This is a genomic window from Oceanotoga sp., assembly GCF_030445905.1.
Taxonomy (GTDB): domain Bacteria; phylum Thermotogota; class Thermotogae; order Petrotogales; family Petrotogaceae; genus Oceanotoga; species Oceanotoga teriensis.
This window is the reverse complement of record NZ_JASUSU010000035.1, coordinates 18,915-31,653: the sequence shown is the minus strand read 5'-3', so window position 1 is coordinate 31,653 and position 12,739 is coordinate 18,915. Positions and strand designations below refer to the sequence as shown.

The window sequence follows — 12,739 nt, the reverse complement described above, 5'->3', positions numbered from 1 at the left end:
TTAACAATTTAATTATAACCTATGGAGGTAAATATCCCTTTTAACATCGTTTAAAATTACTTTAAATAAACGTTTTTAGAATTTAGAAAGATACTATTTCAAACAATAAAGGAGGGTATTAAAATGTCTTATGTTAATACAAGAGAAATACTCGATAAAGCTAGTAAAGAATATTATGGAGTAGCTGCATTTAATATCAACAATTTAGAATTTTTACAGGCAATACTTGCAGGTGCTGCAGAAAAAAAATCACCTGCTATAATAGAAACAAGTGAAGGTGCAATAAAATATGCAGGTATGGGAGATTATTTTAAAGGTGCAAGAATATTTGTAAATATGGTAAAAGAATTTGCAAATGATTTAGATATTCCAGTTGCTTTACATTTAGATCATGGTAAAGACTTTAATATAATAATGGCTTGTATAAAAGCTGGATATTCTTCAGTCATGATAGATGCTTCACATTATGATTTCGAAGATAATTTGAGAATAACAAAAGATGTTGCAAGAATTGCTCATGCTGCTGGAGTTTCTGTAGAAGCAGAATTAGGACAATTGGCTGGTATAGAAGATAATGTAGAAGCTGCTGAAAATGTACTCGTAAATGTAGATCAGGCTGAAAAATTCTGTGCTGAATCTGAAATAGACTTTTTTGCTCCTGCAATAGGTACTTCTCATGGTGCATTTAAATTTAAAGGCGAAGCAAAACTAGATTATGATAGATTGAAGAAAGTTAAGGAAATAACTGGTAAACCATTGGTACTTCATGGTGCATCAAGTGTTGTTCAAGAATATGTTAAAATAGCTGAAGAACACGGTGCCGATTTTGGTGGTTCAAAAGGTGTTCCTTCAGATGTATTAAAAGAAACTGTTAAATTTGGTATAAACAAAGTTAACACCGATACGGACCTAAGAATAGCTTATATAGCTGGATTGAGAGAATACTTAGATAATGATTCCAAACAATTTGACCCAAGAAAATATTATAAAGTTGCTATGGACTATACCAAACAAGTTGTAATGGATAGAATAGATATTTTAGGATCTGCTGGAAAAATATAATAGATATAAATATATTCAATATTTCGATATCCCTCATATGAGGGATATCGAAATTTATATTTAGGTAGGAGGGATCATATGAAAATCTTAGTAATAAATACCGGAAGTTCTTCGCTAAAGTATCAAGTTTTAAATATGAATGATGAAGAGTTATTATGCAAAGGTTTGGTAGAAAAAATAGGTCTTCCAGATTCAAAAATCAAACAAAAATGTGGAAATTTAAAGTTCGAAGAAGAACATTATTTCGAGAATCATGAACAAGCTTTAAAAAGAGTTATAGAATTAGTAACAGATGAAAAAAAGGGTTGTTTAAAAAGCATGTCGGAAATAGACGCCATTGGTCATAGAGTTGTGCATGGCGGAGAAGATTTTTCGAAGTCTGTATTGATAACTGATGAGGTTATGAAAGCTTTGGAGGATAATATCAATCTTGCTCCATTACATAATCCAGCAAATATCACAGGGATTAAAGCTGCTCAAAAACTTTTACCAGAAGTTCCTCAAATTGGAGTTTTTGATACAGCTTTTCATCAAACAATGCCGCCTAAAGCTTTTATGTATGCATTACCATATGAGCTTTATAAAAAATATAAAATCAGAAGATATGGTTTTCATGGAACTTCTCACAGATACGTAGCAAAAAGAGCTGCCGAATTACTTTGTTTGAGAAAAAGAGATATAAAAATCATAAGTGCTCATATAGGTAATGGAGGTTCAGTTGCAGCCATACAAAATGCAAAAGTTGTGGATACTTCTATGGGTTTTACCCCTCTTGAAGGACTTATAATGGGAACAAGATCTGGAGATATAGATCCAGCAATTCCTATTTATCTAATGAGAAATGGATATTCTATGGATGAAGTAGATGATATACTTAATAAAAAAAGTGGCGTTTATGGAATAAGTGATTATTTGAGTTCTGATATGAGAGATATAAGAGCTGCTAAAGATGATGGAAATGAAAAAGCGGCACTCGCTTTAGATGTTTATGTTTATAGACTTGCAAAGTATATAGGTAGTTATGCAACTGCAATGAAGGGTCTTGATGTATTGATATTTACTGCTGGTGTTGGCGAAAATACAATTGAATTCAGAGAAAAAGTATGTGAATACCTTGAAATATTTGGTGTTGAATTAGATAAAGAAAAAAATAAGACTTTAAATGGTAAAGAAGGAATCATTTCAACTGATTCTTCAAAAGTTAAAGTATTGATAATACCTACAGATGAAGAATTGATGATTGCAAGAGATACCAAAAAAATTGTGGAAAATATGTGATTTTAATGTATAATATATGGGGCTAATAGCCCCTTTTATTTTATATTTCAGGAGGAATAAAATTGAAAATAAGCGAATTTCTTTTTAATACAGGAATAATTCATCAAGTTCAAAAACCTTCAAGATATTTAGGTGGAGAATATAATCAAATAAATAAAGAAAATTCAAAAGTAAAAATAGGATTATGTTTTCCTGATATATATGATATAGGGATGTCTCATACTGGATTTCATATATTATATCAATTATTTAATGAAGATAAAGATATTTATGCTCAAAGAGTTTTTTTACCTTGGAAAGACATGATTGAAAAGATGGAAGAATATAAAATACCTTTATTTTCACTAGAAAAACTGGAACCTATAAATAATTTTGATATGCTTGCAATAACTTTACAGTATGAATTGAGTTTTACAAATGTACTGAAATTATTAGATCTCGCAAATATTCCAATATATTCACATGAAAGAACAAATGAAGACCCAATAATAATGGCTGGTGGACCTTGTACAACAAATCCAGAACCTATTGCAGATTTTATAGATGTTTTTTTTATTGGTGATGGAGAAACCGTTATAGATGATATAAATAAAATTTTAAAATCAAATAAAACAAGAGATGAAAAATTAATAGATTTCTCAAAAATTGAAGGATTTTATGTACCAAAGTTTTATACTTTGAAAAATACTAAAAAAGATATTAAAATATCAGTACCAATATCAGATTCTTTTCCAAAAAGAGTTAAAGCAAAAAAAGTAAAAGATTTTAAAGATCATGAAATACCAATAAATCAAATCGTACCAAATATAGATATAGTACATAAAAGAGCCGTAATAGAAATTATGCGAGGTTGTAATAGAGGTTGTAGATTTTGTCATGCAGGAATGTTTTATAGACCTTCAAGGGAAAGAGACTCTAAATATTTATCTGATAAAATCATAGAAGTTTTAGAAAATACTGGTTATAATGAAGTTTCTCTACTATCTTTAAGCACTCTCGATTATTCAAATTTAGATGATATAATCGATTCAATTTTACCTTATCTTGAAGAAAATAAAATAGGTATATCTTTACCTTCTTCAAGGGTTGATAAATTCGGTATAGATATAAGTTCAAAATTACAAACTGGAAGAAAATCAGGGCTTACATTTGCTCCAGAAGCTGGATCTCAGAGAATGAGAGATTTAATAAATAAAGGTATAGATGAAGATGAAATTTTAAATGTTGTGAGTATCGCAAAAGAAAATGGTTGGAATAATGTTAAGCTATATTTTATGATGGGTTTACCAGAAGAAAGTGATGATGATATAGAACAAATAGTACAAATTGCAAGAAAAATTAAAAATAAAAGTAAGATCAAAGATATCACTGTAAATGTTTCAATATTTGTTCCAAAGTCTCATACACCTTTTCAATATGCACCTTTTTTAGATATGGAAAGTATAAAAAGAAGAATCAAAATAATAAAAAAATTGAGAAAATATAAAATAAGATATAATATACATGAACCTTATGAAAGTTATCTTGAAGCGATCGTTGCAAGAGGTGATAGAGATATAGGAAAATTAATATATGATGTAACTTTTAATGAAAATGGTTATCTTCAACAAAATGAAGAAGAGTTCAATTTTAGAGCTTGGGCAAGATCTATGAATAGACTGGGTTTAAATTGTATAAAATATATAGAAGAATATGAAACAGATGATGAATTACCTTGGAATATAATAGATACTCTCATATCAGAAGAATTTTTAAAATCCGAATGGAAAAAATCAAAAGAATTAATTCTAACTCCAGATTGTAGATGGGATAAATGTTCTTCATGCGGAGTTTGCATAAATACAGACTATAAAATAATAAAAAAAACCGGATCCTAATCGCTGGATCCGGTAATAATGTTCTGGGTTTATCTCAGGGGGGATAGGGGGATCTATCTCTGATATAATATTACACTATTTTATGTTACTCTTCAATAGTCTTTAGTTACCTTTAAATGTAATAAAGTAACCAATTTTTTGAGCAATGTTAACGAAATTCCTATATTTTAAATTTGTTGGCAAATTCATCCAATGAGTTTATAGATCTGTTTAAGGATACTGATAAATCTTTTAGATCGCTTATGGATTGTACCTGATGGTCTATTTTATCAAAAACATTATGTATTTCTACTACCATATCTTGAATAGATCTATTTATCATACTTATAGCTTCTGTAACCTGCTCTATTGAGGCTCCTTGTTCTTGTGCACTTGCAGTTGTATTTTCTATCATACTTGAAATTTCAGATACAGAAGTTATGACTTCTTCAAGACTCATCGCAATATTTTTTATACTATTGGTAATCTGCGAAACATTATTTGTAACTTTATCACTCTCTTTCGCAACTTTTGAAGAATCATTAACTAAAAAGTCTATATTACTTTCTATATCACCAGCCGCAATATTACTCTCTTCTGCAAGTTTTCTTATTTCATCGGCGACTACAGCAAAACCTTTTCCAGCTTCACCAGCACGTGCTGCTTCTATTGCAGCATTCAAAGCAAGTAAATTTGTTTGTTCAGCAATAGAATGTATAGATTCTGTTATATCTTTTATAGATACCGTTTTATCGGACAAACTTTGTATACTTTGATTATTTTCTCTCATAAGGATATCTATTTCATCAACACTCATCAGCATAGAATTTATCTCTTTCTTTGATCCTTCTACTTTATCCATTATTGCATGTGTTTTATTTGAAAGATCATTTGCAGAGCTTGAAATTGATTTGGCACCAACAGCAACATCTTCAATACTAGCATTAGTTTCTTCAACCGATGCAGCAACACTTTCTGTATTTCTTTGAATCATTTCAACAGAATTTTTTATATCCATTATATTTTCCATATTTTTTACAGATCCTTCTTCGACTTTATCGGCATCTAAATTAATATCATGTGTGGCAGTTTTTACTTCATGTATTATATTTTTAAAACTTCCTCTAACCTTCTCAAATAATTTTCCTATCAATCCAAACTCGTCTTTCCTTAAAATATCTATTTTATTCGATATATCACCTTTTGCAATTTTTTCTACATTATTTTGTATAATTTTTACAGGTTTTATTAGATATTTTGAAAACAGAGTAACCAAGACAAATATCGCAATTACTGTAACTGATATAATTATTATATTCAGTTTATTAAGTTCATATACACTCTTATAAGCAATTTTTGTCGGTTTTTCTATCAATATGACCTTTTGATAGCCATAACGAGTATCGATTTTTTTATACGAACCTATTACCTCATCCCCGGAGAAAGATTCATAAATAGCTGTTCCTGATTTGTTTTGCATTTCTTTTAAATCAATACTTTTATCACTATTAAAGTTTAAAATTTTACCCTCATAGTCTGTCAAATATACTTCAGTATTACTTTGTTCATTTGAATTAACTATAGATATAAGAGTATCTATACTCTTAGATATTACAAGATATCCATCGATAGCATATTTTTTTAATGGTATTCCAAAAAAAATGAGTTCTTTATTTTTTGCATCATAATAAGAAAAATCATTTATTACGGGATATGTTTCTTCCAATGTTTGTTCTTTCATCTTCAAGAACATATCTGTAATTTGATTATTTAAATCATTCACATTCCTTGCATAATCTTCACCTTTTTGAACTGTATAAACTATCCATCCATCTTTATCTATCAGATATATATCTTCGAGTTTTTCTACATCTTTAAAATCTTTCATAGAATCATGATACTTATTATGAAAAAGATCATAATCCTCAAGATCATAAATACCATCACCAAAATCTTTTTCTATAGTATCTGATATATTTTGTGTTACTTTTTTCATCTCCGACCTATCTTCGAACTCGTTTAAATCGACATAAGCAGTTCTAAACAATTCTGTGGGATTGTCAAAACTCTGAAAATATCCCGAAAGACTTTTTAAGTATGAATTTATAAACTCTATCTTTGCAATTGAGTTTAAAGATCTCTCAAAATTCAAATAATAATCTTCTATCTTTTCAGAATAATTATCAGATAAAATCCCCATCTGATTCTTTGTTAGTTCTTCTATAGAATTTTTAGATGTGTTATAACTCAATCCCCAGAATAAAATCAGTGGCACAATAGAAAACAATATAACTATCAAAATAAATTTTGCTGAAAACTTCAAGCTATTCACCTCCAGATGATTAGCAAAACAAATCATAATTTATTATATCATTGTTAAATATATTTTTCAATATTGAAATATATATCATTTTAACAAATTATTACCATTTACTTTAGAATATTAAAAAAAACTTTACTTAAGATTTAAAATTGAAAAAAGCCCTAAAAATAGGGCTTTTTAATCATTTCAATCAACTTTTGTTTCTTTTAAACTTTTAGAAACTTTTTTCATTTCTATATCTTCTTGTTGCAATTCTTTCACTAAATCTTCCAATTTCCACTGAGAACTTGTAGGAGTAACTGTGGCAAATATCGTTTTAGGAAGTCCATCTATATCTTTAATCGCTCTCATTATCTTTAAAACTTGTTGATTAGTTAATCCATTCATTATTATTGCAGGTATATCTTTTATTTCATCATACATAAAAATCCCCCTTATTTACTTTTTATTTCATTAGTCAGTTCCAATCCTTTTTCATATTCTGAAATATTTTCAAGTGTTACATATGCTATATTATTCATTGCAGTATCAGTAAAGAATGCTTGATGACCAGTGACTATAACATTAGGAAATGTTAAAAGAATACTCAAAAGATCATCTTCAACAACTTTATCAGAAAGATCTTCAAAAAATATATCACTTTCTTCTTCATATACATCCATTCCAACAGATCCTATTTTTCTGGATTTTATACCATCTATAACAGCTTGAGTATCAAACAACTCTCCTCTACTTGTATTTATTATCATTACACCATCTTTCATCAAAGATATGGCTCTTTTATTTATTATATGATACGTTTCTGGGACAAGTGGACTATGTATCGTTATAATATCTGATTTTTCAAAAATAGAATCGAGATCTGTATATTCAACACAAAATTCTTCGCAATCAGGATTAGGATATTTATCATAAGCAATTATATTACAATCAAATCCTTTTAAAATTCTTGCAACATTCATGCCTATTTTACCAGTACCTATTATTCCAACTGTTTTATCTTTCATGTCAAAACCCATAAGTCCTTTTAATGAAAAGTTCTTTTCTCTCGCTCTGTCATAAGCTCTATGAATTTTTCTGTTCAATGAAAGCATCATCGCAATAGTATATTCGGCAACTGCATTTGGTGAATATGCTGGAACTCTTACAGCTTTTATACCAAATTCCTTCAAAGCTTTTAAATCAATGTTATTGTATCCAGCTGCCCTCTGAGCTATTAATTTAGTTTTTCCCCTAGATAATATTTCTATTGTTTCTCTACTTAAATCATCATTTACAAAAGCAGAAACAACTTCAAAATCATTAGCAAGCAATGCTGTTTCTTTATTCAATTTAGTCTCAAAAAATTTCAATTCATGTACATTCCCAAAATTTTCATTTGCTTTATTTAAAAATTCTATATCATATTCTTTTGTAGAAAAAATAGCTATTTTCATATAATTCACTCCTTTTTTTGTTTTTTCATTTTGTATTATATCATAATCCCGACCAAAAGTATCATATTTAATACAAAATAAACAATTAAAGGAATATTTTATTACATTTGGAAATGATTTTTTAACTTATTCTCCTATAATCTTTACAAGAACTCTCTTTTTTCTCATACCATCAAATTCTCCATAAAAAATTTGTTCCCAAGGCCCAAAATCAAGTTTTCCATCTGTTATTGCTATTAAAACTTCTCTTCCCATTATCTGTCTTTTTAAATGTGCATCTGCATTATCTTCAAATCCATTATGTTGATATTGATCATATGGTTTTTCAGGTGCCAGTTTTTCAAGGAATCTTTCAAAATCTTTATGCAATCCACTTTCATCATCATTTATAAATACACTGGCTGTTATATGCATTGCATTACAAAGTAAGATACCTTCATTGATTCCAGATTCTTTTAAACATTTTTCAACTTCATCAGTAATATTTATAAATTCTCTTCTCTTTGAAGTATTAAACCATAGCTCTTTTCTAAAGGATTTCATATAATTCACCTTCCAATACTTAAAAATTAAATTTCATAGATTTTTTATCGATAATATTCACCCTATTTCCATTTTTACATATTATCCCTTCATTTTCAAGTTCAGAAAAAGCTCTCGATAAAGAAGGTCTTGCAACACCAAAAAGTTTTGAAAGTTCTTCTACCGTTATATTCATTTGTATAAATTTGTCATTATTTTGCTCATTCATCTGTTGAATTAAAAAAAATATAATTTTTTCTCTTAAAGTCTTTAAAGAACTTAACCATAATTTTTGGGATAAAAAGTCAATTTTTTTGCTAATATTTTTTAAAAGATTCTCTAAAAAAGTCTTATTTTCAGTGGAAATTTTTATTAATTTATCTGAATTTATAGTCAAAATAATAGTTGGTTTTATAGAAATTATATTAACAGGAAGTTTTCTTTCTGGAGAAAATAAAAAACCAGAAGCTAAAATAGCAGGAGCCTTGATTCTTTCTATTTGAATAGTTTTACCATTAAAGTCATTCATTTCTGTCTTTATTTCTCCACTAAATAAAATTAGCATATCATTTAATTTACTACCTCTAAACCTTATTATACTATCTTTTTTATATTCTTCTTTATTGAACTCATCTTCCGAAAATATTTTTTTTAATTCTTCTTCATTTAAAGAATTAAAAAGATCTATTTTTGATATTTGTTTTATAAAATGATTAATATTTTTCACCACCTAAAGACATATTTTAATAATTCCAACTAATTTAATTATATATGAAAAACAAATAAAAATAGCGGAAAAATCCGCTATTTTTATTTGTTTTTCATATATTCTTGATATTTTTCCCAATCTTTTAAGAATCTTTCAAGTCCTAAGTCTGTCATAGGATGTTTAAACAATTTTTCTAATACATCGAAAGGAATTGTAACAACATCAGCACCAGCCAAAGCAGCTTCTAAAACATGCTCTGAATGTCTAACACTTGCAACAAGAACCTCTGTTTCATATCCATAATTATCGAATATTTGGATTATTTCTTCTACTATGTCCATACCCGTATTACCTATATCATCCATTCTTCCAATGAATGGGCTTACATATGTAGCACCTGCTTTTGCGGCAAGATATGCTTGAAGAGGAGAAAAAATTAAAGTTACATTTGTTTTTATACCTTCTTTTGATAAAGTTTTTACTGCTTTTATTCCTTCATGTGTCATAGGTATTTTAACAACTACATGCTCACTCAATTTAATCAATTTATGAGCCTCTTCTATCATACCCTCATAATCAGTGGATACAACCTCTGCACTTACAGGACCTTTTACAGCATTACATATTTCAACTATTCTGTCCTCAAAAACTGTGTTTTCTTTGGCTACCAATGTAGGATTAGTAGTAACACCATCAACTATACCCCAATCGATACCTTTTTTAATTTCCTCAATATTAGCTGTGTCTAAAAAAATCTTCATGAATATCCCTCCTAATTAAAATATTTTTCATCACTACTTTAAAACGGGATACATGATGCCTGGATAATATAATTATATCAGAAAATATAAATAATCAAAATAAACAAATGAAAATTTTTAACTCTTTGTTTTTAAAAAAATATAAATAATCTGTTATAATATTAAATGCGGACGATTAAACAAAAAAAGCTCTATTAATTTAATTATTTTGTATTAGAATCAAAAATCAAGAAAACTTATCAATTATCTTGTACTAAATATAGTATAAGATAATTGAAAAAACTTAAATTTACATGATACCCCTTTTTTGGGAGTTTGCTGATGGCGTAGAGGTGAAATAAAGTGATAAAAGAGTTTGAATCAAAAATGTCTGTCATAAAAATCAGTTCACCAAAGATAAATTTTCCTGAAATCTCTTTAGAAGCCGGTGAAAGTATAGGAATATATACAAATTCACCATCAAAATATATAAAATATTTTTTTAAAATCATCACAGATCCTTCAAAAAATGCTGAAAAAGTTACAATAAACGAGATTGTAGCAAACACAACTCCATGGGTTGGAAGAACTTTTACGCATATTGTGATACCAGAAGTATGGAATGATGATATTTTACAAATATTAAAAAACAAACCAGAAAGACGACATTTAATATTTATTGGTGCTAAAGATAATCAAATAAAGAAAGAAAAACTTCCTCAAATATCAGAACAAGTACATGAATATCTTAAAAAATGTGCCGTTTTAACTATCACAGATTCAACAGAATTAATAGAGGCTGTTTGTAAAAAAGTTATAGATACAAATGGCAATGAACTAATATTAACAGAAGAAAAAGTATGTATGGATAAAGATGGTAATATAGTATCTTTAGATGATGTTGATTGCAATATAAAAAATATAAATATAAAAAAATATAGATTTGTTGGAGAAAAAAACGATTATTTAGAAGATTTATTTTAAAATTATATTTAGGGGGTAAAAAATGCCAAAGTATCTTAGAACTATGGCTTATATTTTATTATTGTTTTTTGCCTTTATCATCTTAAATGAGTTTGTTTATAATAAAAAATTTGATTCCGAACCCTTTTTATTGAAGGGTTATGTTCCTTATGAACTTGAAAAAATAGAAAAAGTTGATGCTTTCCCAAACAAAGCAAAAGCTTTAATAGAATATAAAGAAAAAACACTTTTTATACACCTTCCAAAAAATGCCGATTATAAAAGTAAAATAATAGATGATATAAATTTATTAGAATTGAGAATTTCTAAACTCGAAAAAACATTAATTCCTTATTATATTATGATAGATGAAGGTTTAGAAACTCCAGATTTTGTAATATATAAAAATAAATTTAATATATTCATATATTTATTATCCTTCATGCTTTTTGGAGCTATTTTAGAATTATTTTCAGCAAAAAATTATTTTTTAATTAAATTTAAATACCATAAACAAAATTTTAATAAAATAGTATCGATTGTAATATTTTTCTCAATAATGTATTTTATTAATTTTTTTAATATCATATATATAGAAAAATATAATAATTTAATACTATTTGCACTTTCTTCAATACTTTTAATAAATTGTTTTGAAAACAAAATTTTTAAATATTCATTATCTATTGTATTGAGTATGATTCCTGTGTTTATGAGTTTAAATTATTTAATGATTTTCCTTATAATTTCAATAATAATAAATATAATAATAAACTCAATAAAATTAAAAAAATTAACTTTCATAAAAAGTACTGGGGAGGTAAATGCAAATGGATTTGAACAAAGATCAGATAATGATGAATCTCAAGAATAAAATAGATTCTGTAAAAAACCTTGAAGATTTCAAAGTACTCAAATCAGAGTTTCTTGGAAAAAAAGGTCAAGTAACTCAATTAATGAAAAATATTTCAAAAATTGATAAAGAAAAAAAGAAAGAATATGGTCAAAAAGTTAATCAATTAAAATCTGAAATAGAAGATGTTTTAAATTCTTTTATGGAAGAATTAAATGAAAAAAAGAAAAAATCAGAAGAATTAAAAGACTGGGTTGATGTAACAGTTAGAGGTGCCAAAAATTCTTATGGTAAGGAACATTTAATAAATAAAACAATAAGAGAATCATTTGAAATATTTACAAATCTTGGATTTACAGTGGTTGAAGGAAATGAAATCGAAGAACCTTGGTTTAATTTTGATGCATTGAATACTCCTGAATGGCATCCTGCAAGAGACATGCAGGACACTTTTTATTTGAATCTCGAAAAAACATTATTAAGAACTCATACATCTGGAGTACAAATAAGAACTATGACTAAAATGAATCCACCAATAGCGGTCGTTTCGTCTGGTAGAGTTTATAGAAAAGATGAAATAGATGCCACACATTCAGCTATGTTTCATCAGTTAGAAGGACTTTTTATAGATAAAAAAGTAACTGTTGGAAATCTTAGAAAATTTCTCGAAATATACACAAAAAAAATGTTTGGAGATTCTTTAAAGGTATTATTGAGACCAAGTTATTTTCCTTTCGTTGAACCTGGTTTTGAAGTTGATGTTAGCTGTATAAACTGTGGAGGAAAAGGTTGTAGTGTATGTAAAAATACTGGCTGGATAGAAGTTCTTGGAGCCGGACTTGTTCATCCAAATGTTTTGAAAAATGTTGGATTCGACCCAGATGAATGGCAAGGATTAGCTTTTGGTGTCGGTGTAGAAAGGATAGCCATGTTAAAATATGGAGTTTCAAATATGAGAGAATTTTTCAAAAACGATATAAGATTTGTAGAGTGAGGT

The 12,739-nt window shown here is 27.6% G+C and carries 12 protein-coding genes; 6 read left to right on the top strand and 6 right to left on the bottom strand.

Going from position 1 to position 12,739, the window contains the following annotated elements; genetic code table 11:
* The first annotated feature begins 123 nt into the window (after nt 1-123).
* From fba to PWP28_RS10150, 3 genes are all read left to right on the top strand, one after another.
* On the top strand, nt 124-1,062 hold the full coding sequence (gene fba, locus PWP28_RS10160; RefSeq protein WP_109605830.1) for a class II fructose-1,6-bisphosphate aldolase: 939 nt from the start codon (nt 124-126) through the stop codon (nt 1,060-1,062).
* Nucleotides 1,063-1,140: 78 nt separating this feature from the next.
* On the top strand, nt 1,141-2,340 hold the full coding sequence (locus tag PWP28_RS10155; RefSeq protein ID WP_109605832.1) for an acetate kinase: 1,200 nt from the start codon (nt 1,141-1,143) through the stop codon (nt 2,338-2,340).
* A 62-nt stretch (nt 2,341-2,402) separates the two neighbouring features.
* Nucleotides 2,403-4,217: a TIGR03960 family B12-binding radical SAM protein gene (locus tag PWP28_RS10150; protein WP_264150493.1), complete on the top strand. Its 1,815-nt coding sequence runs from the start codon at nt 2,403-2,405 to the stop codon at nt 4,215-4,217.
* Nucleotides 4,218-4,377: 160 nt separating this feature from the next.
* Here PWP28_RS10150 and PWP28_RS10145 read toward each other — a convergent pair whose 3' ends face one another.
* From PWP28_RS10145 to fsa, 6 genes are all read right to left on the bottom strand, one after another.
* Nucleotides 4,378-6,519 carry a methyl-accepting chemotaxis protein gene (locus PWP28_RS10145; protein WP_308644687.1) on the bottom strand — a complete coding sequence of 714 codons (2,142 nt, stop codon included), beginning with the start codon at nt 6,517-6,519 and terminating at the stop codon, nt 4,378-4,380.
* Between the two features lie 186 nt (nt 6,520-6,705).
* On the bottom strand, nt 6,706-6,942 hold the full coding sequence (locus PWP28_RS10140; RefSeq protein WP_308644686.1) for a DUF3783 domain-containing protein: 237 nt from the start codon (nt 6,940-6,942) through the stop codon (nt 6,706-6,708).
* A gap of 11 nt (nt 6,943-6,953) precedes the next feature.
* Nucleotides 6,954-7,955 (bottom strand): 2-hydroxyacid dehydrogenase, encoded by a 1,002-nt coding sequence (locus tag PWP28_RS10135; protein WP_264150495.1) that lies wholly within the window; start codon nt 7,953-7,955, stop codon nt 6,954-6,956.
* Nucleotides 7,956-8,081: 126 nt separating this feature from the next.
* Nucleotides 8,082-8,498 carry a secondary thiamine-phosphate synthase enzyme YjbQ gene (locus PWP28_RS10130; protein ID WP_264150496.1) on the bottom strand — a complete coding sequence of 139 codons (417 nt, stop codon included), beginning with the start codon at nt 8,496-8,498 and terminating at the stop codon, nt 8,082-8,084.
* A 19-nt stretch (nt 8,499-8,517) separates the two neighbouring features.
* Nucleotides 8,518-9,204, bottom strand: a complete 687-nt coding sequence (locus PWP28_RS10125; protein WP_109605844.1) for a Crp/Fnr family transcriptional regulator — start codon at nt 9,202-9,204, stop codon at nt 8,518-8,520.
* Nucleotides 9,205-9,287: 83 nt separating this feature from the next.
* Nucleotides 9,288-9,947, bottom strand: a complete 660-nt coding sequence (gene fsa, locus PWP28_RS10120) for a fructose-6-phosphate aldolase (RefSeq protein WP_308644685.1) — start codon at nt 9,945-9,947, stop codon at nt 9,288-9,290.
* 342 nt (nt 9,948-10,289) lie between these two features.
* Here fsa and PWP28_RS10115 point away from each other — a divergent pair, with 342 nt between their 5' ends.
* Genes PWP28_RS10115 through pheS form a run of 3 tightly spaced genes read left to right on the top strand, consistent with a single transcriptional unit; the run spans nt 10,290 to nt 12,736 of the window.
* A complete protein-coding gene (locus tag PWP28_RS10115) occupies nt 10,290-10,910 on the top strand; it encodes a hypothetical protein (protein ID WP_109605848.1) in 621 nt (206 codons plus the stop codon).
* Between the two features lie 22 nt (nt 10,911-10,932).
* Complete coding sequence (locus tag PWP28_RS10110) at nt 10,933-11,763, top strand: hypothetical protein (protein ID WP_305081436.1); 831 nt, start codon at nt 10,933-10,935, stop codon at nt 11,761-11,763.
* Nucleotides 11,720-12,736 (top strand): phenylalanine--tRNA ligase subunit alpha, encoded by a 1,017-nt coding sequence (gene pheS / locus PWP28_RS10105; protein WP_305081437.1) that lies wholly within the window; start codon nt 11,720-11,722, stop codon nt 12,734-12,736. Before PWP28_RS10110 ends, pheS begins: the two co-directional genes overlap by 44 nt.
* The last annotated feature ends 3 nt before the right edge of the window (nt 12,737-12,739 follow it).

Coding starts and splice junctions, on each gene's coding strand:
- fba (WP_109605830.1), top strand. CDS start 124: ATGTCTTATGTTAATACAAGAGAAATACTCGATAAAGCTAGTAAAGAA.
- PWP28_RS10155 (WP_109605832.1), top strand. CDS start 1,141: ATGAAAATCTTAGTAATAAATACCGGAAGTTCTTCGCTAAAGTATCAA.
- PWP28_RS10140 (WP_308644686.1), bottom strand. CDS start 6,942: ATGTATGATGAAATAAAAGATATACCTGCAATAATAATGAATGGATTA.
- PWP28_RS10135 (WP_264150495.1), bottom strand. CDS start 7,955: ATGAAAATAGCTATTTTTTCTACAAAAGAATATGATATAGAATTTTTA.
- PWP28_RS10130 (WP_264150496.1), bottom strand. CDS start 8,498: ATGAAATCCTTTAGAAAAGAGCTATGGTTTAATACTTCAAAGAGAAGA.
- fsa (WP_308644685.1), bottom strand. CDS start 9,947: ATGAAGATTTTTTTAGACACAGCTAATATTGAGGAAATTAAAAAAGGT.
- PWP28_RS10110 (WP_305081436.1), top strand. CDS start 10,933: ATGCCAAAGTATCTTAGAACTATGGCTTATATTTTATTATTGTTTTTT.
- pheS (WP_305081437.1), top strand. CDS start 11,720: ATGGATTTGAACAAAGATCAGATAATGATGAATCTCAAGAATAAAATA.